Origin of the sequence: Rhodoferax aquaticus (genome assembly GCF_006974105.1) — a bacterium.
GTDB lineage: Bacteria > Pseudomonadota > Gammaproteobacteria > Burkholderiales > Burkholderiaceae_C > Allorhodoferax > Allorhodoferax aquaticus_A.
This window is the reverse complement of record NZ_CP036282.1, coordinates 1,252,518-1,277,966: the sequence shown is the minus strand read 5'-3', so window position 1 is coordinate 1,277,966 and position 25,449 is coordinate 1,252,518. Positions and strand designations below refer to the sequence as shown.

Genomic DNA, 25,449 nt, shown 5'->3' with positions numbered 1-25,449 from the left:
GGGTAAGCGAGAATACACAACGCGGGCAGCGCAATACTGGTGGACTGCCCAAGCCACATTTAGCCATGATAGCCAAGAAAAATATCGAAATTCTTCGGGTCACGCACTTACGGGGCCCCAATATTTGGACATATCGCCCCGTCATTGAAGCTTGGGTCGACATTGGTGAGTTAGAAGATTACCCGTCTAACACCCTTCCGGGGTTTTACGATCGGCTAACGGCTTTCTTGCCGGGTTTGATCGAGCACCACTGCAGCCCAGGGGTTCGCGGTGGCTTTTTGCAGCGCCTGCAAGAAGGCACTTGGGCCGCGCACATCATGGAGCATGTGAGCCTAGAGTTGCAGAACATGGCAGGCATGCGCACCGGATTCGGCAAAGCGCGCCAAACATCCCAACGCGGCATCTACAAAATTGCGTTCAGAACACGCCATGAAAAAGTAGGTACCGCAGCCCTCTACCTGGCCCGAGATGTGGTGATGGCGGCCATCAACGACACCGAGATTGACTTGCAGGCGCGGTTGGCAGAGTTGCGAGAAAGCGTTGATTCACTGTGTTTAGGGCCCAGCACCTCCAGCATCGTCAATGCGGCCACGGACCGACGCATTCCCTCGATCCGGCTCACCGAAGGGAACTTGGTGCAGCTAGGTTACGGCATTGCGCAACGCCGCATCTGGACTGCAGAGACAGACCAAACCAGTGCCATTGCAGAAGAAATTGCCTCGGACAAAGATTTGACCAAGTCTTTGCTCCAAGCCTGCGGCGTCCCTGTACCTGAAGGTCAACTGGTCAGGAGCGCACAAGCTGCATGGGAAGCCGCGCAAGAGATAGGCGTGCCTGTGGTCGTTAAGCCCTATGACGGTAACCATGGTCGAGGGGTGTCCCTAGACCTGCAAACGCAAACCGACGTAGAAGCTGCGTACCACCTGGCACACCGCAAAGGCGGCGGTAGCGTCATCGTTGAAAAATTTATTCAAGGCAACGAACACCGCCTATTGGTAGTTGGCAAGCGGGTTGTCGCCGCTGCTCGGGGTGACGCATGCTGGGTTGAAGGTGACGGAGTCTCCAATATCGACCAACTCGCGGATTTGCAGGTCAACAGCAATCCCATGCGCGGCATCGGCGAGGACTTTCCGCTCAACATCATTGTTCCTAGCAACACCGCAGAAGTGCTGCTCGAACTCGAACGTGTGGGGTTGACGCCAGAATCTGTCCCTGCCCTTGGGCAAAAGGTGCTAATCCAGCGCAATGGCAATGTGGCCTATGACGTGACAGATACCCTGCACCCCACGGTTGCCGCAGCCGCCGCGTTGGCCGCCCGCGTGGTGGGCCTAGACATTGCTGGCGTTGACATGGTGCTAGAAGACTGCTCACAAGCCTTGAAGTCTCAGCGCGGTGCCGTCATTGAAGTCAACGCGAGTCCCGGATTGCTGGCGCACATCAAGCCGGCAGTCGGCATTGAGCGGCCAGTCGGCAAAGCCATCGTCGACCATTTGTTTGCAGAAGAAAAAGATGGTCGCATTCCTATTGTTGGCATTACGGGCACCCACAACACGGGACGCATTGCGCGACTAGTGGCGTGGTTGGTCCACATCAGTGGCAAGCACGTAGGCTTGGCTTGCAGCGAGGGACTCTACCTTGACAGCCGCCAGGTGATGGCCAAAGACTGCGCGCACTGGGAGGCGGGTCAACGCATACTGATCAACCGGTCCGTGCAGGCTGCAGTGTTTGAAAACCCAAGCACCGCCATCTTGGCCGAAGGCCTGGCCTACGACAAATGTGCGGTTGGCGTGGTGACAGATGTCACTTGGCAGCCTGAGTTGCAGGCATTTGATGTGCTGGACGCAGAACAAACCTATAAAGTGGTGCGCACACAGGTTGACGTGGTGCTGCCCAGCGGCACCGCGGTACTCAATGCCGCTGATGCACAGGCCGTCGAACTGGCGGAGTTGTGCGATGGCAAGGTCATTTTCTACTGCAACGATGCATCCAACCCCCATGTGTTGGCACACCGCAAAGTCGGCGAGCGCACGGTTTTCCTGCGCGACGACGCCATCGTGTTGGCGCACGGCCAAGAGGACATCGCATCCATGCCTTTGGCAAGCCTGAAGCCAGCCAAGGCATCGCAACCCGAGATGGTCATGGCAGCAGTTGCCGCCGCTTGGGCCCTGAACATCTCTCCTGAATTGATTGGCGCGGGTCTTCGCACGTTCGAGTCCAACCCCAAGAAAAACCCTTACTGATACCACCATGGAAGTTACACGCATCAGAGCTTTGCGCGGCCCCAATCTTTGGAGCCACCACACGGCCATCCAGTCCGTTGTCTCATGCAATGCACAGGAGCGAGACATCAACCTCATCCCCGGGTTTGAGGCACGTCTGCGGGCTCGGTTTCCAGAGATCAACGCCTTTCAACCGACGGGCCATAACGACCGAATCACCCTCGCCCACGTTCTCGAGCATGCAGCACTGGGCCTACAAGCCCAAGCAGGCTGCCCCGTCACTTTTAGCTGCACCACACAAACCGTGGACGCGGATGTCTACCAAGTGGTGGTGGAGTACTCCGAAGAAGAAGTCGGCAAGCTCGCTATGGAGCTTGCGCAAGCCCTGTGCCAAAGCGCACTCGACAACACACCCTTTGACCTGGCGAACGCGCTGGCGCAGCTGCGTGACTTGGACGAAGATGTTCGCCTTGGACCGAGCACCGGGTGCATTGTCAACGCGGCAGTGGCACGCGGCATTCCCTACAGCCGCATGACCGAAGGCAGCATGGTGCGTTTTGGCTGGGGCAGCAAGCAAAGGCGTATCCAAGCTGCGGAAATTGACCGCACGAGCGCCATTGCAGAGGCCATTGCCCAAGACAAAGAACTGACCAAGAAACTACTGGCAGCGGCAGGAGTTCCCGTCCCGCAAGGGCGTGCTGTCAGTGACCCGGAAGACGCATGGGCAGCAGCCCAAGAAATCGGGCTTCCCGTCGTCGTCAAACCACTCGACGGAAACCAAGGCAAGGGCGTCACCGTCAACATCACGGACAAAGAGCAGCTGCTCAAAGCGTATGCAGTGGCCACCGAGTTTCGCGACGATGTGTTGGTCGAAAAGTACATGCTTGGCAATGACTTTCGACTGCTGGTGGTCGGCGACAAACTGGTCGCCGCAGCGCGACGCGACCCTCCGAAGGTGGTGGGGGACGGGGTGCACACCATCGCGCAACTGGTAGACCAAGTGAACCTAGACCCACGCAGAGGCTCGGGACACTCCACGTCGCTCACCAAAATCAGGTTTGATGAAATAGCGCACGGGTGCTTGCGCGCACAGGGCTTCGGAGCCGACGATGTGCCTGCCAAGGGCCAGCGCGTGAACCTACGCAACAACGCCAACTTGTCGACCGGGGGCTCAGCCACCGATGTTACGGACGATGTGCATCCCGATGTCGCTGCGCGCGCGGTGGCTGCGGCCCACATGGTTGGCTTGGACATTTGTGGCGTGGACTTGGTCTGCGACAGCATCTTGCGCCCGATAGAAGAACTGGGCGGTGGCATTGTGGAAGTCAATGCCGCCCCGGGCTTGCGCATGCATTTGGCCCCATCCTTTGGCAAAGGCCGTGCTGTGGGCGAAGCCATTATTTCCACGTTGTTCAAAAACGGAGACACGGGGCGCATTCCGGTGGTGGCTGTCACGGGTACGAACGGCAAAACTACTACGGTGCGCCTGATTTCACACCTATTGGCTCAGCAAGGGCTGTGTGTTGGCATGACCAACACCGACGGCGTCTATGTAGGGTCAGACTGCATCGACACTGGGGATTGCAGCGGCCCCAAGAGCGCGCGCAGTGTCTTGCTACATCCAGATGTAGATGCAGCGGTCTTGGAAACGGCACGCGGCGGCATTTTGAGAGAAGGTCTGGCGTTTGACCGCTGCGACGTGGCGGTGGTCACCAATATTGGGAGCGGAGACCATCTGGGGCTGAACTACATCACCACGGTCAATGAGCTCGCGGTGCTTAAGCGTGTCATTGTGCAAAACCTAGGAAGCACGGGAACTGCGGTGCTCAACGCCGCCGACCCTATCGTGGCAACCATGGCAGGCAAGTGCAAAGGCGAGGTCATTTTCTTTGCGGCAGACAAGTTCAATCCGGTGATGACCACGCATCGTGCGCAAGGGCATGGCGTGGTCTACATCGAAAACGGGCACCTTTTCGCCTCCAACAAAGAGGTGCTGCAGACCATCCCTTTGGCGGACATACCTGTCACCATGGGTGGAGCCATTGGCTTCCAAGTTGAAAACGTCATGGCCTCCGTAGCGGCTGCTTGGGCCTTGAATGTACCGTGGGAGACGATTCGCCAAGGTTTGGCCAACTTCTCTAACGACAACGACAATGCTTTGGGGCGATTTAACATGTTTGCCCACCGCGGCGCTACCGTGATTGCAGACTATGGGCATAACCCAGATGCCATGTTGGCCCTGGTGAGTGCGGTAGAAGCCATGGCTGCGAAAAAGCGCACCGTCGTCATCAGTGGCGCGGGTGACCGGCGCGACCAAGACATCCGCCAGCAAACCGAAATCCTAGGCGATGCATTTGACAGCGTGGTGTTGTTTGAAGACCAATGCCAGCGCGGCCGGCAAGACGGCGAAGTGATAGCGCTGCTGCGCCAAGGTCTCGCCAACGCGAAACGCACCCAGCACGTGGTGGAGATACGCGGCGAGTTTGTTGCGATTGACACCGCGATGGATGCGCTCCAAGAAGGCGAACTCTGCCTCATCTTGGTAGACCAAGTGGAAGAAGCAATGGCCTACATCGCCAACAAAGTCCAAGCTGGGTAATGGTTCGAAGAGGCAAGGCAGCACTTGAAGGGCTGCCTTGCCCTGTCGGGCATTACGCTTAAAGCCCCTCTGCAGCGGGACCACGCCCCATCAATTGGGTCACCGCTTGGGTTGCCCCAATTTTTCCATCCAGCAGATCTACAACACATTGAGAGATCGGCATCTCTACACCCAAAGTGCGGGCGCGCTGAACAACAGTACGCGCGCTGTAGACCCCCTCCGCCACATGACCCAAAGACGCGACGGCCTGCGCTAAGGTTTGGCCTTGAGACAAAGCAAAACCCACACGTCGGTTGCGCGATAAATCGCCTGTAGCGGTTAGCACCAAATCGCCTAAGCCACTTAAGCCCATAAACGTCTCCGCGCGGGCTCCCAGAGCCACGCCTAAGCGCGTCATCTCTGCCAGACCACGGGTGATCAGCGCTGCGCGCGCATTAAGCCCGAGGTTCAAGCCATCACATAGGCCAGTGGCAATCGCCAGTACGTTTTTCACCCCGCCCCCCACTTCGACGCCCACGACATCATCATTGGCATAGACCCGCAGACTAGCGCTGTGAAACGCAGCGACCAAGGTGTCCCGAACCCTTAGGTCAGAACTGGCTGCCACCAAAGCCGTAGGTTTGGATTGGGCCACTTCAAGCGCAAAGCTAGGCCCACTCAACACTCCCGCAGCTAGACCCGGGGCAACTTGCGACAGAATCTCATGGCCCATGAGTCCGTCTGCCGCAGCGGACCCAGACTCAAAACCTTTGCACAGCCAGGCGACCGGCGCTTTCACACCATTCACTTGGGAAAGAAGCCCCCGCAAGCCCGCCATGGGACAGGCCAGCACCACCAAGTCGTAACCCAGCAGATCTTGTCCAAGCAGCGCCAACGGGGCCGCACTCAATGACAAATTCGAAGGCAACTCGACAGTTGGCAAGTACCGCGCATTTACACCTTGGTGAGACATAGCGTCAATCTGCCCAGCATCCCTGGCCCAGAGTGTGACCTCATGCCCGACGCGGGCATTGGTGCAAGCGCTCACCGCCAAGGCGGTACCCCATGCCCCGGCACCCAACACTATGATTTTCATAGCTAAATGTGCAATACCCAAGAGCGCCTGAGCATGTTTTGCTTCAAGCTACTGTGGCAAGCTTCCCGCTGCTGCGGCTGCATCTGCTTGCTGTTGCTCGTACATGGCCTGGAAGTTGATTTCTGACAGGTGCACCGGCGGGAAGCCGCCGCGCTGGATCAGGTCAGCCACGTTGCCGCGCAAGTAGGGATACACAATTTGCGGACAAGCGATGCCCAAGATCTGTCCCAATTGCTCTTGTGGCAAGTTACGAATCTCAAAAATACCGGCTTGCTTTGCTTCCACCAAGAACACGGTTTTGTCTTTGATTTTTGTCTGCACGGTCGCAGTGACACACACTTCAAAAATTCCCTCAGCGACCGGCGTGCCTTCAACACCCAATTGAATGTCCACAGCAGGCTGCTCTTGCTCCAACAAAATGCCTGGTGAGTTCGGTTGCTCCAAAGACGCTTCTTTGAGGTACACGCGTTGGATTTGGAATACGGGATCTTGATCAGCCATGGGAAAAGTCTTTCAAAGTAAAACAAAGCCCGTCACGCACACAGCGAACGGGCTGGTAAGGTAAAACGCAGGAATTATGTCAGGCTTGTCAGTGCCCGCTGGGAGCTGCACTGCAGCATTCAAGCGCTTTGAAGCAGAGGCACCAAGCCGCCTTGGCTGTCCAAGGCCATTAGGTCATCGCACCCACCTACATGGGTGTCGCCAATAAAAATCTGTGGCACGGTGCGCCGACCCGTCACTTCCATCATTTTCATGCGCTGGGCGGGGTCCGCATCGATGCGAATTTCCTCGATGTGGTCTACGCCCTTGGATTTGAGAATGCGCTTGGCTTGCACGCAGTAGGGGCAAACGGCTGTGGTGTACATCTTGACGGCTTGCATAGAGTTCCTTTTTTTGCTACTTGGTGTGCAATCAGGACTTTTCAACGGGCAAGCTGGCTGTTTTCCAAGCAGCCAATCCCCCAGCCAAAGACTGCGCCTGCTCGTAACCCAGCTTTTTGGCCAGAGAGACTGCGCGGGCTGAGGTGGTACCGGATTGGCATACCAAGATCAGCGGTAGGTTTTTGTTCTTCACAGTTCCGCCTAACTTCGCTTCAAGGTCCGCGAGCGGAACGCTCTTGGCGGCACCAATGTGACCGGCGGCGAATTCTGACGACTCTCGGATGTCAATGACGACGGCTTTTTCGTGGTTCATCAAGCGAACAGCGCCGTCAGGGCTCACGCCTGACACTGCAGCCCCTTGCAAGACAGGCCACAAAAGCATAGAGCCCGAGGCGATGGCGATCGCAATCAGCATCCAGTTATCGATAATAAATTTCACTTTGTTCCTTGTTAGTTACGCAACGGCGGCATAAACGCCAGTCTCGCATTTTAGAATGCAGAACTATTCTTTCGCCGCTCTCGGCACAAACGCCCGCACTGAGTTCACTGCCATGTACAAACTAGTTCTTGTTCGCCACGGCGAATCCACTTGGAATTTGGAAAACCGCTTCACCGGATGGACTGACGTTGATTTAACGGCGACCGGTATTGACCAAGCCAAAAACGCGGGGCGTTTGCTGAAGGCCGACGGCTATGAGTTTGACGTGGCGTACACCAGCGTGCTCAAGCGCGCGACCCGCACCCTGTGGCACTGCCTGGACGAGATGGACCGTACTTGGCTACCGGTCGTACATAGCTGGCGCCTCAATGAGCGCCATTACGGGGCACTACAAGGCCTCAACAAAGGCGATACAGCCAAGAAATACGGCGACGAGCAGGTGTTGGTATGGCGCCGCAGCTATGACACGCCGCCGCCCGCGCTGGAAGCCACAGATCCCCGCTGCGAGCGTGGCGACCTGCGTTATGCCAAGCTTCAGGCAGACCAAGTGCCGCTGACCGAATGTCTGAAAGACACCGTAGCGCGCGTCATGCCGTTTTGGAACGAATCGATGGCCCCAGCCATTTTGGCAGGTAAGCGTATTGTGGTCGCGGCCCATGGCAACTCCATTCGCGCTCTAGTGAAGTACCTTGACAATATCTCTGACGACGACATTGTGGGCCTCAACATCCCCAACGGCATTCCCTTGGTGTACGAGCTGGATGCCCAATTGGGTCCTATCCGTCACTACTACCTAGGCGACGCGGAGGCTGCGGCACAAGCGGCTGCGGCCGTGGCATCCCAAGGCAAAGCCTAAATTGCGCCCTAAATCCCGCCAATACGCCAGTTAAGGCACTATTCGCGGGGAACTTGCCACGAATGCGTCCCTCCAAGGTGTATATTGCCGACGCACAGGATAATTTATGGGTCACAAACTAAAGATCACCGGTTGGATTGCCTTGGGCGCTTTGGCAGGCGCACTCACTACGGTTTCATTGCAAACCGTTGCCCGCGGCACTCTCGAACCGCTGCCGCTTGAAGAGCTGCAGCAGCTTGCAGCGGTGTTCGGCATGATCAAGAGCGATTACGTTGAGCCCGTCGATGAGAAAAAAATGATCACCGATGCCATCTCTGGCATGGTGTCCAGCTTAGATCCCCATTCTCAGTATTTCGACAAAAAATCTTTGAAAGAATTCAAAGAAGGAACCGCTGGCAAGTTTGTTGGCGTGGGAATTGAGATCACCCAAGAGGACGGCTTGGTGAAGGTGGTATCGCCCATTGAAGGCTCCCCTGCTTTTCGCGCTGGGCTAAAGCCCAATGACCTGATCACCAAGATTGACGACACTGCGGTCAAGGGCTTGACCCTGAACGAGGCTGTTAAGCGCATGCGCGGCGAGCCTGATACCAAGGTTTTGCTGACCATATTCCGCAAGGAAGAAAATCGCACCTTCCCCGTGACCATTGTGCGTGAAGAGATCAAGCAAAAGTCAGTTCGAGGCAAGGTGGTAGAGCCGGGCTACGGTTGGATTCGTATCAGCCAGTTCCAAGAGCGCACAGTGGATGACTTTGCGGCCAAGCTCAACGAGATGTATACCCAAGACCCAAACATGAAAGGTTTGGTATTGGACTTGCGCAATGACCCAGGTGGATTGTTGGACGCAGCGGTTGCGGTTTCCGCGGCCTTCCTTCCAGAAAACGTCACCGTGGTGTCGACTAATGGACAAACACCTGAAAGCAAACAGGTGCTTAAGGCAACTCCGCAAGACTACCGCCGACGCAGTGGGTCTGACCCCCTCAAGTCTTTGCCACCGGGCATTAAAAAGGTACCTCTGGTTGTGTTGGTCAATGAGGGGTCGGCCTCCGCCAGTGAAATTGTGGCGGGCGCTTTGCAAGACCACAACCGTGGAAAACTGATGGGCAGTCAAACATTTGGCAAAGGTTCCGTCCAAACGCTGCGTTGCCTAGATGCACGCTATAGCTTGGACAGCTGCCCAACAACTGGCTTAAAAATTACCACGGCACGCTACTACACGCCGAGTGGAAAATCCATTCAGGCCAAAGGGATTATTCCCGACGTGATGGTGGACGAAACGCCTGAAGGCAGTCCCTTTGCCGCATTGCGCACGCGCGAGGCAGACTTAGAGAAGCATCTGGCTAGTGGACAAGGAGAAGAAGTCAAAGATCCTGCACACGAAAAAGCCCGCGAAGAAGCACTGAAACGCCTAGAAGATGAGATGAAAAAACCAGTCGCTGAGCGTCGCCCGCCAGAGTTTGGTTCAGACAAAGATTTTCAGTTGACCCAAGCACTCAACCAACTCAAGGGAAAACCTGTGCTGGTGAGCAAGACGCTTGTAGAACGCAAGGAAGAGAAGAAGGACAACTAGGCCCATCATGCAGGACGACGAACTGCTGCGTTACTCGCGGCATATCCTGCTCAACGAGATCGGTATTGAAGGCCAGGAGCGCATCTTGGCTAGCCATGCCCTAGTCATTGGCGCTGGGGGGCTAGGCTCACCTGCAGCCATGTACCTTGCGTGCGCTGGCGTAGGAACCATTACTTTGGTGGATCACGACACCGTTGACCTGACCAATCTGCAACGCCAGATTGCCCACCACACGGCAAGCGTCGGCACGTCCAAAGTAAGCTCTGCGCACGCATGCTTGAGTGCACTCAACCCCAATACGATGGTTCGCACGCATACGCAACGTGCCGATACAACACTGTTGGATGCCTTGGTTCCTCAGGCTGATGTCGTTCTGGACTGCTGTGACAACTTCACAACCCGACAAGCCATCAACGAGGCTTGCGTGAAGCACAAAATCCCTTTAGTTTCGGGTGCTGCAGTGCAATTCGATGGGCAAATCACTACTTTTGATGCACGTAACGAGCGAAGCCCCTGCTACGCATGCATCTACCCGCAAGACACACCACCAGAAGAAGCCCAATGCGCGACGATGGGGGTCTTTGCACCATTGGTTGGGATTGTTGGCGCGACACAAGCAGCCGAAGCGCTCAAGGTCATCACACGAGTCGGGGATTTGTTGAGCGGCAAACTACTGATGCTCAACGCTAAGCATATGGAGTGGCACGCGTTGCATATTCCGCGCAACAGGATGTGCGAGGTGTGTGGTTGAGATTGATCCTAATTGAAGGCGCGGCCAACGACTCTGTGCGGACCTTCTCAGGGAATTGATCGGCGCAAAAGCGGCGTCCAACCCGCACACCAATTCAATGCGTAAAAAAGAGGTCCATTGCCTTACTATTTGTCACTGCAAGATGTAGCGTAAGGGCCCAAGATAGAAGGTGTTCCTGTTAGACTTTGATCGCAACTGCTTGAACCTTATCGTGCCCACCCACTCCCAAACTCCCAGCATCTCATTGCGTGATTTGCAGTTGGATGGCGCTCGGGCGTTGCTAGACAGAGAAATGGCCTCAGCTCTGGCGAACCCCGACACTTCCGCTCTTGAATACCTGCAGGGCATTATTGATGGGTTGTGCGAGCTTTCGCTGAAAGATCCGCTCACGGGTTTGGCCAATCGGCGCCAATTCTTGGCAGTTCAAGACCGTGCTATCGAAGTTGTTGCGCGCTCAGGGGAGCCCGCTCTGTTGCTCATGTTGGACATCGACCACTTCAAGAAAGTCAACGATACCTATGGCCATCCCGCTGGAGACCAAGTTCTACAGTGCGTGGCAAAGGCACTAGAAAGCTGTGTGCGGCCGATGGACACCGTCGCACGTTATGGCGGAGAAGAGTTTGCGGTCGTGCTGCCGAATTGCCGCACCTCGTTTGGCTCCATGGTGGCTCAACGTATTCGCGAGGCCATTGAAGCACTGCGTATTCAAATTTCTCCCGGTGTCATGATCAAAGTCACAGTGAGTATTGGCGGCGCCTACGCACCTGAATGGGTACGATCTACCGCAGCGCTATGGACAGAGCGTGCCGATGTGCAACTTTACAAAGCCAAGACGGAAGGTCGCAACCGCGTCTTTCTGGATCACCAACAAGAAATTTTTGTCAGTGCAGAGGAAAAAAGCTTGCTTTTTGGTCACCTCACGCAGGGAGATCCTGCGTGGGTTGAAAACGTACCTAGTGAATTACCGAGTGCTAACGCCCCGGGCTCTATGCAGAGGGTGAATTAATGGCAGATGTTCTAACTCCAGGCGGGGCCGACGAGCCCAAAGAATTGGTGCCCCTCAAGCCGCTGGGCAAGGTCATGGCCATTACGAGTGGCAAAGGTGGCGTGGGCAAGACCTTTGTATCCGCCAACCTAGCAGCGGCGCTCGCCAAGCGCGGACACCGGGTGCTGGTACTGGATGCTGACCTCGGTTTGGCCAACCTAGACGTGGTGCTGAATCTGTACCCCAAGATCACCCTGCACGATGTGTTTACCGGCAAGGCAAAAATTGAGGAAGCCATCATCAAGGCGCCTGGTGGTTTTTCTGTGTTGCTGGCAGGCTCGGGCATGGTGGAGTACTCGCGGCTCACCACCGAAGTGCGCGACGATTTTTTGCGCATCATGAGCGGGCTGGTTCCCCACTACGACATCGTGCTGCTGGACACAGGTGCTGGCATCTCGGATGTGGTGCTGTTCGCTGTGTCATTGGCATCTGAAGTGATAGTGGTTGCCACGCCAGAGCCCACCTCGTTGACCGATGCTTATGCCACGATCAAAGTCTTGGTCGGCCAGCAAAAACGCAGCACGATCCGGATGGTGGTCAACCAAGCCGCACGCATGGGCGATGGCCGTGCCATCACAACACAGCTACAACAAGTACTAGACCGGTTTGTCAGCACCGACCCCGCCAAGCCCATACGCTTGATTCACATGGGCGACATCCCTGCAGACCAATCGGTGCGGCAAGCCATTATGCGCAGGCAGTTGATGATGCAAAGTACGCCTGGCTGCCCAGCCGCGATGGCCATTGCCCAGCTGGCTATGCGGTTTGAAGAAACCGTGATGGTTCGTAAACCGGCCAACTAAACCGCGTCGACGGGCGCTCATTGCTGCCCCCCCACTGATCAGGCACTAACAATCCAGCCTTCTAGGGTATCCATGGTCGATGGCAGACCATAGTTAGGATGGCCATTGGCGTATTGCGTTTGCGCCCAAGCGGCTTGCACCAGGCACAGCACAGCATCCAATGCGTCACCGCTGGCATCTGCCACCAAGGCATCGCGTTGTGCGTGGCTCAGACGTAGCCTTAAGTTCAGCCGCGTTAGTCCTAACTCCAGCGCATTGATCAGGTCTTTGCGTGCAATCAGTCGCTCCGTGGTGTGCTTTGATTTATCGTCACTCTTGTAGCTGGTTCGCCCAAGCACTTCACGCGCAAGCATGCCAGGATAGGCTTCCAATGCCACGCGCGCTGGCTTTAGTGTGGTGCCGCTATGTAGTCCAGGAAAGCTGGCCCCTAGCGCCAGCAGCGCAGGCACGCCGGCATGCATCATGTATGCCACCGGTGGGTTGACCCATTTCATCGAAGAACTCGACCCAGCCAAACCGTCCGTTGCTCGGTGGGCGAATTTACTTCCCGCTGGCCTTGCATCGCAAAACGCTTTGAACTCGGTGCGAATTTGTTCACGCGACAGTCTTGCGTACCACTGCATGCACTCGCGCCAAGTGCGGGGCCAGCCCAAGGCTTCAACCAGCTCTCGAGGTAGGCCAAAGGGTAAATCAAACCCACCCACCCAGTGCGTTTGGGCCTGCAAAGCAGCGCTCCATGCTGCCAGCGAACTAAACCGCTCAATCTTCAACAACTGAACGCGTGACTTGTCTAGCTGCCCATATGCCAGGACGATTTGCTTTCGCGCGGAAGGGCTACTAGAAAAGTCGCAACCAAGCAAGGTAACCATGTTGCTTTACCCCAAGGCCAGCGCCGCAACGCCACAGGCAATGAGACCTGCGCCCATGACACGTGCTAGGCGATCACCCTCGTCCAACAGATGCCCACCCAATAATGCGGCAAACAACATCGATACCTCTCGGGCGGGCGCAACATGGCTCAATGGTGCTACTTGCATCGCATACAACACCAGCACATAAGAGACGGGGCTGATCGTTCCTACCAACACGGCGTATTTCCATTGGCGTTGCCAAAGGGCCCGGGCAGCAGGCCTATTGCGCAAGAGCTGGGGCGAAAGAATAGCAACGCGCACAAAATTGCCCATGTAATCCACCAATATGGGCGACAGAAGCAACACCTTCACGGCATACCCGTCCACCACGGTGTAGCTGGCAATGAACATCCCTGTCAACAGGCCGTAGCGTACGCCCTTGGCGACGCGAAGCTTTTGCTGTGCATCTTGGGCTTGGCTCCATAACTTAGGGCCGCCAGCCACCAAAAACACTCCGAGCACCACACCACCGACGCCCACAGCGCCTAAAGCCGAGATGTGTTCCCCCAAAAAGAACACCGCAACCAAACAACTGAGCAGAGGTCCGGAGCCACGGGCTAATGGGTAAACCACCGTTAAATCGGCCTTGCGGTAGCCGCGCAGCAGCACCACGTAGTAGGCAAGGTGCAGTACCCCACTGATAGCGACAAGACCCCAGGCATGGGCGTCCCAGTGGGGCACTTGCTCCAGCGCCAGCCATAAACCAAGGGGCGCCCAGACCACCATCATGACCAGAGAGGTAAAACAGGCAAACCGTGCGTCGCCTGCTGCCTTCTTCGCCGCTATGTTCCAGCTGGCATGAATAATCCCGGCCAATAGAACTAAGGCCAGCGCGGAACCGGGCACCCTCTAGCCGCCTTAGGAGCGTCCAATAATGGAAGCTGTGGCCATCAACTCTTCGAGCAAGGCCAAAGACACTTGGCCCGATACAGCGTACGGGTCCAACTCAGGCTTCTCGGAATACTTCAACAAGATGCTGGTGTTGATCTTGGACATATTGACTTGGCCCATGGTCCATCCACCAAAGCGGCGCTCCAAGATCTCCTCGTAATGCAGCAGCAAAACGTCTTTGTGGCGTGGATCGCGCTGTATGTGGCCATACAAGTCGCTCACCGCCATGCGCCCGCCTTCTATAGCTTGGAGGAAGATGCCTCCGCCGTAACACAAGATGCCCGTAATGCCGCAGGTCGGGTTGGAAAGGCGGGATTTGGCCAAGATATCTTCAATGGCTTCTGGCCGGGGATCAATCGCCCGGCTCGCATAGAGCAAACGTACCAGCATGGCATCAACCCTTTCGAGGAATGAGAGACAAAAACTCGCGACGCAAATTGGGGTCTTTCAAGAAAACGCCACGCATGACCGAGTTGATCATTTTGCTGTCCATATCTTTGACACCACGCCACGCCATGCAATAGTGGCTGGCTTCCATGACGATGGCTAAACCATCCGGCTGTGTTTTCTCTTGGATCAAATCGGCCAACTGGACGACGGCCTCTTCTTGGATTTGGGGGCGGCCCATCACCCATTCGGCCAAGCGTGCGTACTTGCTCAGGCCAATGACGTTGGTGTGCTCGTTAGGCATGACACCAATCCAAATCTTGCCGATCACAGGGCAAAAATGGTGGCTGCACGCGCTGCGCACGGTGATCGGGCCCACAATCATGAGCTCATTGAGATGCTCGGCGTTGGGAAACTCGGTGATGCTAGGTGACGGCACGTAGCGGCCACGAAACACCTCGTTGATGTACATCTTGGCGACACGGCGGGCCGTGTTGTCGGTGTTATGGTCGCGCTCTGTATCGATCACCAAGCTGGACAACACGCCTTTCATTTTGTCTTCCACCTCGTCAAGCAAACGTTCTAGTTCGCCTGGCTCAATGAATTCTGCAATGTTGTCATTGGCATTGAATCGCTTGCGGGAAGCCATAAGCCGTTCGCGAATTTTGACGGAGACCGGCGTCCCCTCTTCACCATCAGATGGGTTCATAACTCTTTGTTTCTTCGTGGACATGCGTTCATGGTACCAGCCTTTTACCAAAAGGGTTTTTAGCCCATGGCGCGCACCACATATGCGTAGTCAGCTATCTATTTAATAGCGATTTTCCGTTAAGAACAAAAAACAACGCACAGCCGCGAAGGCGAGGTGGTCCAAGCAACGTTGGGTCCAAGGCCGTTGGGCATGGGTCTGCGCAACCAATGGGCTAGCATGGGTTTGCAGCTCATGGAGCAATTCGGTGCGCAATTGGCTGGCAAAGGGCCTGCTCTCGACCACTACATTGGCTTCGCGGGCCAAGAGCAAGCTCAAAGGGTCCAGATTAGAAGAACCAACCGTCGCCCACTCGCGGTCAATGACGGCCACTTTGGCATGCAGAAATCCTAGCTTGTACTCAAAAATTTCAACGCCCGCCGCCAGCAACTTGCCATACACCGGCCTGTATGCATGAAACTGCAAAAAGCTCTCATAGCGGCCTTGCAAGAGCAAACGCACCGACACCCCACGCTGGGCGGCATGCATCAAGGCATGCCTTAGCTTGCGCCCAGGTAAGAAGTAGGCGTTGGCAATCAGAACCTCTTCACGCGCATCCGCTATGGCTTTGCAATACGCCCGCTCAATGCGCGTGCGATTGCGCACGTTGTCACGTACCAAGAAAGCAGCGCGCAAGCCCATGTCGTGCTTGTGAGCAGCAGCGTCAGGCAAGACAGCCACTTTGCCTTGCTTGAGGGTTTGGCGTGCCTGCTCGAACGCCAGATGCTCAATTGCCTTGGTGGCTTGCAAGCGAGTCCAAAACTGCAGCATGGCCTGGTGAATCTCACGGACCAAGGGGCCCTTCACTTGCACCGCGAAATCCAGGCGAGGCGATTCCAAAGCGCCTTGGTGCATATCCCATCGGTCATCCAAGATATTGATGCCACCACAAAATGCCACACGCCCGTCAACGACGCACAACTTGCGATGCAGGCGACGCCAGCGCACGGGCACCAGCAAGCCCAGTCTGCCCAGCGGAGAAAAGCATTGCCATGACACGCCCGCCTGGGCAAACGTCTGCACCCACTGGGGTGGAACAGGTGGGCTACCAATGCCATCCATCACCAGGTAGACACGCGCCCCGCGCTGCGCTGCACACACCAAGGCATGCGCCACGGACTCGCCAGAGCGGTCAAAGTGAAAGATGTAGGTTTCTAGGCGCACCTCGTCGACACTGGCATCAATCGCGCTGATCAGTGCGGGAAAGAACTGCTCCCCATTGCGTAGCAACGTGATTTCATGGCCAGAAGTTAGCTGGGGCATGGTCATGGAGTGATATCGGGGAGGTCAAACTCGGCAATCAGTGGCAAGTGGTCCGACATTTGGCGCCAAATGCGCCCGCGCGGCACCTCTAGGCGCAAAGGCAGCATGCCCCGTGCAAACACATGGTCTAGCTGCAACAAGGGCAGGCGCGACGGAAACGTCGGCTCCGAAAGCCCTTCGAACGAATGCATACCAATTGCACCCAAATGCCGATTCAGTAACGCACGTCCGTCATTGAAGTCACCTGCCACCAGCACGGGTTCGCGCGCGGGAATTTCACGCTCAATAAAGCGGACCAGTTGGGCAAGCTGCCGCACCCGGCTTGAGCGAATCAGGCCCAGATGCACCACCACAATGTGCACGGCTTGCCCATGCAGCAGCACTTCCGTGTGCAAGAGGCCACGCTGCTCAAAGCGGTGGTCCGACATGTCCTCATGCTGGTGGCGCACCACGGGCCAGCGGGTCAACATTGCATTGCCGTGCTCACCATGGCGGGTATGGGCATTGGTACGGTAGACCGCCTCATAGCCTAGAGGTGCCAAAAAATCGGCTTGCGGCTGCTCTGGCCAATGGGGAAAATATTCAGCTTCGCGCCGGTGCAGTTTTCGGACCTCTTGCAGGCACACAACGTCGGCATCGAACTGTTCCACCGCATGCCCGAGGTTATGGATCTCTAGACGGCGCACGGGTCCCAAACCTTGAACGCCTTTGTGGATGTTGTAGCTCGCCACTCTGACCACACTCATTCGTCTTCTCCTATGGCTGCTAGGTCTAAGTTAGCAAACCGGGGCAGCATCAAAATGGCTTCGGCATTGGATGCAGAGAAACAGCTGTCAGCAGCCTCTTGGTATGGCACCCACTGGTAGTGGGTGTGCTCTCTGGGATTGATCTGCACGGAAGTGCCAATGGGCACTTGGAGCCCGAACACGCGCTCGGTGTTATGGCTCACGCCCGGTGCATAACGGTGCAGCCACCTGGGGTAAATGCTGTAGATGTTTTCCAGCTCCCAGTCACGCAAAGCCGTGGCCAACGCACTACCAACTCGGCAGTCGATGCCAGTTTCTTCCCACACCTCTCGCGCTGCGGTTTCCAGCCATGAATCCGTCGTATGGTCTTTGCTACCAGTCACCGATTGCCAGAAAGGTGGCATGCCTGCAGGCACATCGGCACGGCGAATCAGCAACACGTTCAGCTTAGACGTGTAGATAACGACTAGAACAGATTGGGGTATTTTGAATGGTGTGGACACAAAAAAGGGCGCTCACATGGCGCCCTTTCATTGTGCATGAAACCGTCGTTTAGGCTTTTTGGGCCAGATCAACGTTACGCAGGCGAATGTGCAATTCGCGCAACTGTTTTTCGTCCACAGGGCTTGGCGCTTGTGTGAGCAAACACTGTGCACGCTGGGTCTTGGGGAAGGCAATGACGTCGCGAATGGACTCTGCGCCCGTCATCAGCGTCACGATGCGGTCCAAGCCAAAGGCCAAGCCACCGTGCGGAGGTGCGCCGTACTGCAAAGCATCCAACAAGAAACCAAATTTAAGTTGCGCTTCTTCAGGCGTGATCTTCAGGGCGTCAAATACTTTTTGCTGCACGTCTGCACGATGGATACGCACGGAGCCGCCGCCCATTTCCCACCCATTGAGCACCATGTCGTAGCCCTTGGAGATGCACTTCTCGGGGGCGGTAACCATCCAATCCTCGTGGCCGTCTTTGGGCGCGGTAAACGGATGGTGGGTTGCGGTGTAACGTTCCGCCTCTTCATCGTATTCGAACATCGGGAAGTCCACCACCCACATCGGACGCCATGCTTTTTCGAACAAACCGTTCTTCTTACCGAACTCGCTGTGACCGATCTTGATACGCAACGCACCAATCGCATCGTTCACGATCTTGGCCTTGTCTGCTCCAAAGAAAATCAAGTCGCCGTTTTGCGCACCCGAGCGCTCCAACACAGCTTGCAATGCCTTGTCATGGATGTTTTTAACGATAGGACTCTGCAGGCCATCGCGGCCTTTGGACAAGTCATTCACGCGAATGTAAGCCAAGCCCTTAGCACCATAGATTTTGACAAACTCGGTGTAAGCGTCGATTTCGCCACGGCTGATGCCACCGACTTCACTGGAACCACCAGGCACGCGCAAGGCCACCACGCGGCCATTTTTCATGGTCGCAGCGCCAGAGAACACCTTGAAGTCCACATCCGCCATGACGTCGGTAACTTCGGTAAATTCCAACTTCACACGCAAGTCAGGCTTATCTGAACCATAGCGGTGCATAGCTTCTTGGTAGGTCATGACGGGGAACTCGCCCAGGTCCACATTGATGGTGTTCTTGAAGACCGTGGTGATCATGCCTTGGAACATGGCACGGATTTCTTCTTCGCTCAAGAACGAAGTTTCGATATCGATCTGGGTGAACTCAGGCTGACGGTCTGCGCGCAAGTCTTCGTCACGGAAGCACTTGACGATTTGGTAGTAGCGATCAAACCCTGCCACCATCAACAATTGTTTGAACAATTGAGGGGATTGGGGCAATGCAAAGAACTGGCCGTCGTGCACGCGGCTTGGAACCAAATAGTCACGCGCGCCTTCGGGCGTGGACTTGGTAAGCATGGGAGTTTCCACATCCACAAAACCATTGGCATCCAAGAACTTACGCACTTCCATGGACACCTTGTAGCGCAGCATCAGGTTGTTCTGCATGTAAGGACGACGCAGGTCCAACACACGGTGGGTCAAACGGGTGGTCTCAGACAGGTTTTCTTCGTCAATCTGGAACGGAGGTGTGATAGACGGGTTGAGCACAATCAACTCGTGGCACAACACTTCAATCTTGCCACTCTTGAGGTTGTCATTGACGGTGCCTTCAGGGCGGGCGCGAACCACACCTTTGATTTGCACGCAAAACTCGTTGCGCAAACTTTCGGCTACTTTAAAGGTCTCGGCACGGTCTGGGTCGCACACTACTTGCACATAGCCTTCACGGTCACGCACGTCGACAAAAATGACCCCACCATGGTCACGGCGGCGGTTGACCCAACCGCAAAGAGAAACTGTTTCGCCCAAGAGGGCTTCGGTCACAAGACCGCAATAGTGAGAGCGCATGGCCATAGCTTGCTTTCTAAACGCCGCCAAGCTGGCGGCGGGATTCATGGATACAGATTACTGGGAAACTGGTATTTTCGACGCTTGCGCACCAGGGGCTACCGACCCCATAGAAATGACGTAGGTCAGCGCTTCATCCACGCTCATGTCGAGCTCTATGACATCCGCCTTGGGTAACATCAAAAAGAAACCGCTCGTTGGGTTAGGCGTTGTGGGCACGTAGACACTGACAAAATCAGCACCCAAGTGAGAAGCAACTTCCCCACTGGGTGAACCCGTTTGAAATGCGACCGTCCAACTACCTTGCCGAGGGTACTGCACCAACAAAGCGGTTCTAAACGCATTGCCATTGCTTGAAAACAGGGTGTCGGACACCTTTTTGACGCTGTTGTAAATCGACTTCACAATGGGAATGTTGGTAAACAACCGATCCCACTGTTTGACCCACCAACGGCCAGCCACGTTGGACACCAGTGCACCGGTCACCAACATTGCGGAAAAAACCAAGACCACACCCAACCCCGGTATGGCGTGCAACCGCTCCAACCTTGGACCTAAGCTCTCTGGTGTGACTGCGGACAACCCATTCAAGAAGCTAGCAAACACCGCATCTAGTAAGCCGACCAGCCACAGCAAGACCCACAAAGTGATGGCCAAAGGCAGCCAGACCATGAGTCCGGTGAGGAGGTATTTTTTAATAGGCACGATGTTGACCCGTAAGGACTGGCGCTAACGATTAGCTGGATACAACAGTTGCTGGGGCGGCGACTGAGGGAGACGCTGCTGGTGTTGACTCCACGCTAGCAGGCTTTGCGACGTCAGTGGCTGGGGCGACTGCTGTGTCGTCTTTCGCGGGCGCAGATGCCGCTGAAGAGCCAGCGTTACCCCCTTTAAAGTCAGTCACATACCAACCAGACCCTTTTAACTGGAAACCGGCAGCAGTCACTTGCTTTTTAAAGGCTGGCTGCGAACAAGAAGGGCATACTTCCAATGGAGAGTCCGACATTTTCTGCAACACGTCTTTGGCAAACCCGCAGGAGTCGCATTTGTAGGCGTATATAGGCATGGCGTAGGTGGTCTAACTTCTAGTTGCAAAGCCTTTAATTATAGAGGGCAGCCTAAAACAAGCCGACTCTGACAATGAATTGCATCAGAACCATACCCAATGCGAACCCAATCACGGCAGAGACAAGGCTTTGCAACAAGCTATTAGTGCGTTTTTGCTCTATCAGTAGCTCGACCAAAAGCCTTGAATGGTCCCTTGCGCCATCGCGCAAATAGTTTTGCAACAAAGTGGGCAACTCAGGCAACAGCTTTGCATAGCGGGGCGCATGTTCCTTGAGTTGGTCGAACAGCTTTTGAGGGCCTACTTGGTCCATCATCCATTTTTCTAAAAATGGCTTGGCTGTCGCCCATAGGTCGAGGTTAGGGTCCAGTTGCCGACCCAGCCCCTCAATATTCAGCAAGGTTTTTTGCAGCAGCACCAGTTGTGGCTGAATTTCAACATGGAAGCGGCGTGAGGTCTGAAACAATCGCATCAGGACCATGCCGAGTGAAATCTCCTTCAGGGGCCTATCAAAATAAGGTTCACATACGGCACGAATGGCTGCCTCCAGCTCATCCACACGGGTATCGTGGGGCACCCAACCCGACTCAATATGCAACTCCGCCACACGCTTGTAGTCGCGCCGAAAAAAAGCAGCGAAGTTGTGGGCCAAATACTCTTTGTCCACTTCAGTGAGCGTGCCGACGATGCCAAAGTCGAGCGAGATAAATCGCCCAAACGTCTCAGGGGCTAAGCTCACCTGAATGTTGCCCGGGTGCATATCGCCATGGAAAAAGCCGTCGCGAAAGACCTGTGTAAAGAAAATGGTGACGCCATCCCGGGCGAGCTTAGGAATATCAACCCCGGCCTCCCGCAGCTTATCAATTTGGCTGATGGGCACTCCCGTCATACGCTGCATCACCAAGACATCCGTCGTGCAGTAATCCCACAGCATCTCCGGGATCAACACAAGATCCAGCCCTTCCATGTTGCGCCGCAATTGGGCCGCACTGGATGCTTCGCGCACCAAATCCAACTCGTCATGCAGATACTTGTCAAACTCTGCAACCACTTCACGTGGCTTGAGGCGTTTGCCATCCGCTGAGAGCCTTTCTAGCCAACCCGCCATCAGGCGCATAAGCGCCAGGTCTTTTTCGATGGCCGCAAGCATGCCGGGACGCAGGACCTTCACGGCAACGTCGCGCAAGACACCATGTCGATCTTTGAGAACCGCAAAATGCACTTGTGCAATAGACGCACTGGCTACAGGCTCATGGTCAAAAGAAACAAAGATCTCATGCAGGGGTCTGCGCAAAGCTTGCTCAATCGAGGCAATGGCAAGCGATGAATCAAACGGGGGCACTCTGTCTTGCAGCAATGCCAGCTCATCCGCAATGTCAACGGGCATCAAGTCCCGCCGTGTCGACAGCACCTGGCCGAGCTTTACAAAAATGGGGCCAAGGGCTTCAAGCGCTTCGCGAATGCGTTGACCTCTGGGTGCACTTAGATTGCGCCCGAGTCGAAGCCAAGGAACCAGTCGCTGCAGCCACGGACGCTGCAAACTCGTAAGCAGTAAGGCATCCAAACCATGGCGCCAAAACACCCAAAGAATAAATACGCCCCGCGAAAAGCGCGTCATTCAGTAGACCCGGAGGTATGCCCCCGAACACCTTGGCCCGCAAAGCGTTGCAAAGCTTGGGCAAAGGAACGCGCTGCTTGGACCAGCGTATGGGCAGGTGCATCGCCCATGATGCGTGCCAAGTCTTCCTCCAAGTCCCAGCGCACATTGTCGACAAGCCAGTTGATCTCTGCCGCCAATTGCACATCTCCCTCCACACGCACCGCGGGCTTATTGCCTTGCATCAGGGCCTGTGCAATCGCAAAAGGGGATTCTTCGGTAAGCACCAAGGTCAAGTCAGCGCTGGTCTGCGCATCTGCCAAATCCAGCAGGCCTGCGGGTGTGATGCTCACTTTGAAAGAAAAACCGCGCCACTGCGTCAGGACCACGCGACCCTTTTGGCGCACGAGTCGCTCCATTGCAGCGGGCTCTTGCATCAGCACATGGTTGATCAACAGCACCACACGCCGGTGCGACTCCTCAATCACCCACGCAGGTGGCTCCGTAGGTAGGTTGAAGTTTTGGAGGAATCCCTCCAGCAATGAAAAAGGGGACTGTGTTGCCATAGTCCCCTATTATTCCCTGAATGCAAGCTCGGTGAAGACCGCCGTCTATTGCAATGCCTGCACACCCGCCACCAACCACCCACCGCCAGCTTTGGGTTTGGTCATATTCCAAACTTCGCGGAACGGGTTAGGGCCTGCAGATACATCCTCCCGAATCATGCCGGTGAACTCAACGCTGGCCATATATTCAGTGGCTAACTCTTCAATGCCCAATAAGCTAGCCTCAATCATGACCACTTCGGTTTGGTTGGCGCTTCCACCCGTATGGGCTTCTCGCTCTGCCAACTGGGACTGAATCTCGCGCAACATACCGTCGGTCATCATGGCGCGCAAGGCTGGAATGTCAGACCGATCCCAGGCTGATTGCAGGGTTACAAAGTTAGTCTTTGCTGCCTTCAAGAAACCGACGCTGTCAAATCCCTCGGGCACGCCCCAAGTTTGACTACCCATCAATGCAGAACCGATCATGGAACCACCACTGGAGCTTGGCGTTGCTTCAAATGCCATGCTGCTGCGCTCCCAAGGACGGGCAGACGCATCGTTGCCAACATTCTCAGGCCGATAGGGCTGCGCGGGCACCACAGGGGTGGCCCCCGCACCTTGAAAAGCAAATGGGCTAGACGCAGAGGCCACATTGGCCTCAGGTTTGCGCTTGCGCATAAACCATCCGATAGCGGCCATGACCCCAAAGGCCAACAGCGCAAACAGGAGGAATTGCCCGACCATGGAGGCCATACCCCCCAGCCCCAAGGAACTGGCCAGCCAAGCTAAGCCCAGTCCCGCAGCCAAACCACCCAACATGGCACCCCAAGGTCGTTTGGGCGCAGCAGGCTGTGCTGCTGGAGGTGCGGCAGTCGCTGGTTTAGCCGCCGCGTTGCTTGCATTCTGGGCAGGAGCAGTCGGCGGGGGGCGTACAGCCTCGCGTTGGGTCACATTACTTGACTGCTGCCCTACGGAGCGACCACTTCCCATACGCTTGGCGGCTTCTGCATTCAAGCCCGTCAAACCCAAAGTGATCGCCAACACCAATGTCCAAATTCTCATAATTACTCCCAAAACCCGTCACCCAAAGTGGGCGTTGCATGCGTTACAGCAAGCACTAGCACTTAATTCCAACATGTAAAGCCACCACACCGCCAGACATGTTGTGATAGTCCACATGACCAAATCCACCTTTGTGCATTAGGGCCTTTAGCTCGGCTTGGTCAGGGTGCATACGAATAGACTCCGCCAAGTATCGGTAGCTTGCATCGTCACCCGCTACTGCCTTACCCAAACGCGGCAAGACCTTGAAGGAATACCAGTCGTACAGTTTGCGCAGTGGAGGTGCGACTTTGGAAAACTCAAGCACCAGCAATTTGCCCCCAGGCTTTAGCACGCGATTCATCTCAGCAAGGGCTACGTCTTTATGGGTCATATTGCGTAAGCCGAATGCCACGCTCACCACGTCGAAGTAGTTGTCGCCAAACGGCAGCTTTTCCGCATCGCACACCATGGTGGGGAGCACAACGCCCGCGTCTAAAAGACGGTTGCGGCCTGTGCTCAGCATCGCCTCATTGATGTCGGTGTGCACCACCTGCCCTGACTCCCCCACTTTTTTAGAGAACGCCAAAGCCAAGTCACCGGTCCCCCCCGCGATGTCCAAGGCCCTATCGCCTTCTTGCAGGTTGGCAACCTGCACGGTATAGGCCTTCCACAGCCGATGGAGCCCTCCCGACATCAGGTCGTTCATGAGGTCATATTTAGGGGCCACAGAGTCAAAAACACCGCGCACTTGGCGCGCTTTTTCAGCCTCATCAACCGATTGAAATCCAAAATGTGTGGTGGTCATGTTTGTATTTTAGTCTGCTAGGTAAAACAGTGCTTCCGCCCATAGACTATGCGCGAGCAGCTATGTTTTGTATAGCAAAATCACCTCAATGGCTTGCACAGCCACTCGACATCTTCATGGGCATTGGGGCATCACGGTCACGCCCTGCGGCAAGCAAGCGTGCTTCATAGTCAGACCACAATCGCGCTTGCTGCGAGCCCAAGAAATACAAGTAGTCCCAAGAAAAGATGCCTGAGTCATGCCCGTCCGAAAACCGTGGCTGCACCGCATAGTTTCCCACCGGCTCCAACGCGTCCACAGTGACATGGCGTTTGCCGCTTTGCAGCACCTCCTGACCGACACCGTGGCCTTGCACTTCCGCGGAGGGCGAATACACACGCATGAGTTCAAAAGGAAGCCGAAACACCGCTCCATCGGAAAACGCGATTTCCAAGACTCGCGACTCACCGTGCACCGTCAGTGCCTGTGGGCTTGGGGAACCGTTGCTTAAACCTGCCATTTGCTTCTCACTATTTGCTTGAACTGAATCTACGAACATTGGTCGGCCCGCTACGGGGCCTGCTACTGGCCTAGAACCGTGCCACTAGATTGACATGCACCCGATCATCTCCCACTTTGGAAACAACATCGCCGCTGCCACTAGGCACGGTACCGCCCACCACACCAACGCAGTAAAGCCCGCGGTATCGACGAGGGTGGATGAACAGGCTGGTTGCGATGGCTGGTGGATGTCAAACGTGGCGTGGCCGTGGACGGCACCGCCACCCTTAGGGCTGGAGAAGGCGGTCAGAAAAAGGCACGCAACGTCAGCCGCTATACACAGAGCGCGGCGGGGCCTACCTATGAC

At 55.8% G+C, this 25,449-nt stretch carries 26 protein-coding genes; 7 read left to right on the top strand and 19 right to left on the bottom strand.

All coding sequences use genetic code 11. From position 1 onward, the window contains the following. Positions 1-65 precede the first annotated feature (65 nt). Together EXZ61_RS05995 and cphA are read left to right on the top strand one after the other, a co-directional pair. Positions 66-2,240: a cyanophycin synthetase gene (locus EXZ61_RS05995; protein ID WP_142809968.1), complete on the top strand. Its 2,175-nt coding sequence runs from the start codon at positions 66-68 to the stop codon at positions 2,238-2,240. Positions 2,241-2,247: 7 nt separating this feature from the next. Further along, positions 2,248-4,818, top strand: coding sequence for a cyanophycin synthetase (gene cphA, locus EXZ61_RS05990; RefSeq protein WP_142809966.1), 2,571 nt, complete (start codon positions 2,248-2,250; stop codon positions 4,816-4,818). 58 nt (positions 4,819-4,876) lie between these two features. Here the strand turns inward: cphA and EXZ61_RS05985 are convergent, their stop codons facing one another. The 4 genes from EXZ61_RS05985 to EXZ61_RS05970 form a co-directional block, all read right to left on the bottom strand. After that, positions 4,877-5,893 (bottom strand): NAD(P)H-dependent glycerol-3-phosphate dehydrogenase, encoded by a 1,017-nt coding sequence (locus EXZ61_RS05985; protein WP_142809964.1) that lies wholly within the window; start codon positions 5,891-5,893, stop codon positions 4,877-4,879. Positions 5,894-5,941: 48 nt separating this feature from the next. Further along, the gene (gene secB, locus EXZ61_RS05980; RefSeq protein ID WP_142809962.1) at positions 5,942-6,394 is read right to left on the bottom strand and encodes a protein-export chaperone SecB; all 453 of its coding nucleotides are present in this window, start codon (positions 6,392-6,394) and stop codon (positions 5,942-5,944) included. Between the two features lie 119 nt (positions 6,395-6,513). Next, positions 6,514-6,774, bottom strand: coding sequence for a glutaredoxin 3 (gene grxC, locus EXZ61_RS05975; RefSeq protein WP_142809960.1), 261 nt, complete (start codon positions 6,772-6,774; stop codon positions 6,514-6,516). 31 nt (positions 6,775-6,805) lie between these two features. Beyond that, complete coding sequence (locus EXZ61_RS05970) at positions 6,806-7,213, bottom strand: rhodanese-like domain-containing protein (protein WP_142809958.1); 408 nt, start codon at positions 7,211-7,213, stop codon at positions 6,806-6,808. Between the two features lie 112 nt (positions 7,214-7,325). On the opposite strand from EXZ61_RS05970, the gene gpmA reads away from it, so the two are divergent. From gpmA to EXZ61_RS05945, 5 genes are all read left to right on the top strand, one after another. After that, positions 7,326-8,069, top strand: a complete 744-nt coding sequence (gpmA, locus tag EXZ61_RS05965) for a 2,3-diphosphoglycerate-dependent phosphoglycerate mutase (protein ID WP_142809956.1) — start codon at positions 7,326-7,328, stop codon at positions 8,067-8,069. Between the two features lie 106 nt (positions 8,070-8,175). Further along, positions 8,176-9,636, top strand: a complete 1,461-nt coding sequence (locus EXZ61_RS05960; RefSeq protein ID WP_142809954.1) for a S41 family peptidase — start codon at positions 8,176-8,178, stop codon at positions 9,634-9,636. A 7-nt stretch (positions 9,637-9,643) separates the two neighbouring features. Then, positions 9,644-10,387: a HesA/MoeB/ThiF family protein gene (locus EXZ61_RS05955; protein WP_142809952.1), complete on the top strand. Its 744-nt coding sequence runs from the start codon at positions 9,644-9,646 to the stop codon at positions 10,385-10,387. 292 nt (positions 10,388-10,679) lie between these two features. Further along, positions 10,680-11,393 (top strand): GGDEF domain-containing protein, encoded by a 714-nt coding sequence (locus EXZ61_RS05950; protein WP_142814126.1) that lies wholly within the window; start codon positions 10,680-10,682, stop codon positions 11,391-11,393. Then, positions 11,393-12,235 (top strand): MinD/ParA family protein, encoded by an 843-nt coding sequence (locus EXZ61_RS05945; protein WP_142809950.1) that lies wholly within the window; start codon positions 11,393-11,395, stop codon positions 12,233-12,235. The genes EXZ61_RS05950 and EXZ61_RS05945 overlap by 1 nt, the downstream gene beginning before the upstream one ends. Before the next feature lie 38 nt (positions 12,236-12,273). Here the strand turns inward: EXZ61_RS05945 and EXZ61_RS05940 are convergent, their stop codons facing one another. The 15 genes from EXZ61_RS05940 to EXZ61_RS05870 form a co-directional block, all read right to left on the bottom strand. Next, positions 12,274-13,104, bottom strand: a complete 831-nt coding sequence (locus EXZ61_RS05940) for a DUF429 domain-containing protein (protein WP_142809948.1) — start codon at positions 13,102-13,104, stop codon at positions 12,274-12,276. A gap of 6 nt (positions 13,105-13,110) precedes the next feature. Continuing rightward, positions 13,111-13,992, bottom strand: coding sequence for an EamA family transporter (locus EXZ61_RS05935; protein ID WP_142809946.1), 882 nt, complete (start codon positions 13,990-13,992; stop codon positions 13,111-13,113). 12 nt (positions 13,993-14,004) lie between these two features. Beyond that, on the bottom strand, positions 14,005-14,427 hold the full coding sequence (locus EXZ61_RS05930) for a BLUF domain-containing protein (RefSeq protein WP_142809944.1): 423 nt from the start codon (positions 14,425-14,427) through the stop codon (positions 14,005-14,007). Between the two features lie 4 nt (positions 14,428-14,431). Continuing rightward, on the bottom strand, positions 14,432-15,133 hold the full coding sequence (folE, locus tag EXZ61_RS05925; RefSeq protein WP_178084837.1) for a GTP cyclohydrolase I: 702 nt from the start codon (positions 15,131-15,133) through the stop codon (positions 14,432-14,434). 102 nt (positions 15,134-15,235) lie between these two features. After that, positions 15,236-16,435, bottom strand: coding sequence for a cardiolipin synthase ClsB (gene clsB, locus EXZ61_RS05920; RefSeq protein ID WP_142809940.1), 1,200 nt, complete (start codon positions 16,433-16,435; stop codon positions 15,236-15,238). A gap of 2 nt (positions 16,436-16,437) precedes the next feature. Then, entirely contained in the window at positions 16,438-17,181 is a 744-nt protein-coding gene (locus tag EXZ61_RS05915; RefSeq protein ID WP_142809938.1) for an endonuclease/exonuclease/phosphatase family protein, read from the bottom strand. Next, the gene (gene nudB / locus EXZ61_RS05910) at positions 17,178-17,684 is read right to left on the bottom strand and encodes a dihydroneopterin triphosphate diphosphatase (RefSeq protein ID WP_142809936.1); all 507 of its coding nucleotides are present in this window, start codon (positions 17,682-17,684) and stop codon (positions 17,178-17,180) included. The genes EXZ61_RS05915 and nudB overlap by 4 nt, the downstream gene beginning before the upstream one ends. Positions 17,685-17,733: 49 nt before the next feature. Then, entirely contained in the window at positions 17,734-19,548 is a 1,815-nt protein-coding gene (gene aspS, locus EXZ61_RS05905; protein ID WP_142814125.1) for an aspartate--tRNA ligase, read from the bottom strand. Between the two features lie 51 nt (positions 19,549-19,599). Continuing rightward, entirely contained in the window at positions 19,600-20,241 is a 642-nt protein-coding gene (locus EXZ61_RS05900) for a DUF502 domain-containing protein (protein ID WP_178084875.1), read from the bottom strand. Positions 20,242-20,278: 37 nt separating this feature from the next. Further along, the gene (locus tag EXZ61_RS05895) at positions 20,279-20,608 is read right to left on the bottom strand and encodes an FmdB family zinc ribbon protein (RefSeq protein WP_142809934.1); all 330 of its coding nucleotides are present in this window, start codon (positions 20,606-20,608) and stop codon (positions 20,279-20,281) included. A gap of 52 nt (positions 20,609-20,660) precedes the next feature. After that, positions 20,661-22,226: a ubiquinone biosynthesis regulatory protein kinase UbiB gene (ubiB, locus tag EXZ61_RS05890; protein ID WP_142809932.1), complete on the bottom strand. Its 1,566-nt coding sequence runs from the start codon at positions 22,224-22,226 to the stop codon at positions 20,661-20,663. Next, positions 22,223-22,771 carry a ubiquinone biosynthesis accessory factor UbiJ gene (locus EXZ61_RS05885; RefSeq protein WP_142809930.1) on the bottom strand — a complete coding sequence of 183 codons (549 nt, stop codon included), beginning with the start codon at positions 22,769-22,771 and terminating at the stop codon, positions 22,223-22,225. Before EXZ61_RS05885 ends, ubiB begins: the two co-directional genes overlap by 4 nt. Before the next feature lie 45 nt (positions 22,772-22,816). Then, a complete protein-coding gene (locus EXZ61_RS05880; protein WP_142809928.1) occupies positions 22,817-23,815 on the bottom strand; it encodes a Tim44 domain-containing protein in 999 nt (332 codons plus the stop codon). Between the two features lie 55 nt (positions 23,816-23,870). Further along, positions 23,871-24,602 (bottom strand): bifunctional demethylmenaquinone methyltransferase/2-methoxy-6-polyprenyl-1,4-benzoquinol methylase UbiE, encoded by a 732-nt coding sequence (gene ubiE, locus EXZ61_RS05875; RefSeq protein ID WP_142809926.1) that lies wholly within the window; start codon positions 24,600-24,602, stop codon positions 23,871-23,873. 85 nt (positions 24,603-24,687) lie between these two features. After that, positions 24,688-25,101, bottom strand: coding sequence for a gamma-butyrobetaine hydroxylase family protein (locus tag EXZ61_RS05870; protein WP_142809925.1), 414 nt, complete (start codon positions 25,099-25,101; stop codon positions 24,688-24,690). Positions 25,102-25,449 lie beyond the last annotated feature (348 nt).

Excerpts from the sequence above, each read along its gene's own strand:
- EXZ61_RS05995 (WP_142809968.1), top strand. The coding sequence starts at position 66 with ATGATAGCCAAGAAAAATATCGAAATTCTTCGGGTCACGCACTTACGG.
- cphA (WP_142809966.1), top strand. The coding sequence starts at position 2,248 with ATGGAAGTTACACGCATCAGAGCTTTGCGCGGCCCCAATCTTTGGAGC.
- EXZ61_RS05985 (WP_142809964.1), bottom strand. The coding sequence starts at position 5,893 with ATGAAAATCATAGTGTTGGGTGCCGGGGCATGGGGTACCGCCTTGGCG.
- secB (WP_142809962.1), bottom strand. The coding sequence starts at position 6,394 with ATGGCTGATCAAGATCCCGTATTCCAAATCCAACGCGTGTACCTCAAA.
- grxC (WP_142809960.1), bottom strand. The coding sequence starts at position 6,774 with ATGCAAGCCGTCAAGATGTACACCACAGCCGTTTGCCCCTACTGCGTG.
- gpmA (WP_142809956.1), top strand. The coding sequence starts at position 7,326 with ATGTACAAACTAGTTCTTGTTCGCCACGGCGAATCCACTTGGAATTTG.
- EXZ61_RS05960 (WP_142809954.1), top strand. The coding sequence starts at position 8,176 with ATGGGTCACAAACTAAAGATCACCGGTTGGATTGCCTTGGGCGCTTTG.
- EXZ61_RS05955 (WP_142809952.1), top strand. The coding sequence starts at position 9,644 with ATGCAGGACGACGAACTGCTGCGTTACTCGCGGCATATCCTGCTCAAC.
- EXZ61_RS05950 (WP_142814126.1), top strand. The coding sequence starts at position 10,680 with ATGGCCTCAGCTCTGGCGAACCCCGACACTTCCGCTCTTGAATACCTG.
- EXZ61_RS05945 (WP_142809950.1), top strand. The coding sequence starts at position 11,393 with ATGGCAGATGTTCTAACTCCAGGCGGGGCCGACGAGCCCAAAGAATTG.
- EXZ61_RS05940 (WP_142809948.1), bottom strand. The coding sequence starts at position 13,104 with ATGGTTACCTTGCTTGGTTGCGACTTTTCTAGTAGCCCTTCCGCGCGA.
- EXZ61_RS05930 (WP_142809944.1), bottom strand. The coding sequence starts at position 14,427 with ATGCTGGTACGTTTGCTCTATGCGAGCCGGGCGATTGATCCCCGGCCA.
- folE (WP_178084837.1), bottom strand. The coding sequence starts at position 15,133 with ATGAACCCATCTGATGGTGAAGAGGGGACGCCGGTCTCCGTCAAAATT.
- clsB (WP_142809940.1), bottom strand. The coding sequence starts at position 16,435 with ATGCCCCAGCTAACTTCTGGCCATGAAATCACGTTGCTACGCAATGGG.
- EXZ61_RS05915 (WP_142809938.1), bottom strand. The coding sequence starts at position 17,181 with ATGAGTGTGGTCAGAGTGGCGAGCTACAACATCCACAAAGGCGTTCAA.
- aspS (WP_142814125.1), bottom strand. The coding sequence starts at position 19,548 with ATGGCCATGCGCTCTCACTATTGCGGTCTTGTGACCGAAGCCCTCTTG.
- EXZ61_RS05895 (WP_142809934.1), bottom strand. The coding sequence starts at position 20,608 with ATGCCTATATACGCCTACAAATGCGACTCCTGCGGGTTTGCCAAAGAC.
- ubiB (WP_142809932.1), bottom strand. The coding sequence starts at position 22,226 with ATGACGCGCTTTTCGCGGGGCGTATTTATTCTTTGGGTGTTTTGGCGC.
- EXZ61_RS05885 (WP_142809930.1), bottom strand. The coding sequence starts at position 22,771 with ATGGCAACACAGTCCCCTTTTTCATTGCTGGAGGGATTCCTCCAAAAC.
- EXZ61_RS05880 (WP_142809928.1), bottom strand. The coding sequence starts at position 23,815 with ATGAGAATTTGGACATTGGTGTTGGCGATCACTTTGGGTTTGACGGGC.
- ubiE (WP_142809926.1), bottom strand. The coding sequence starts at position 24,602 with ATGACCACCACACATTTTGGATTTCAATCGGTTGATGAGGCTGAAAAA.
- EXZ61_RS05870 (WP_142809925.1), bottom strand. The coding sequence starts at position 25,101 with ATGGCAGGTTTAAGCAACGGTTCCCCAAGCCCACAGGCACTGACGGTG.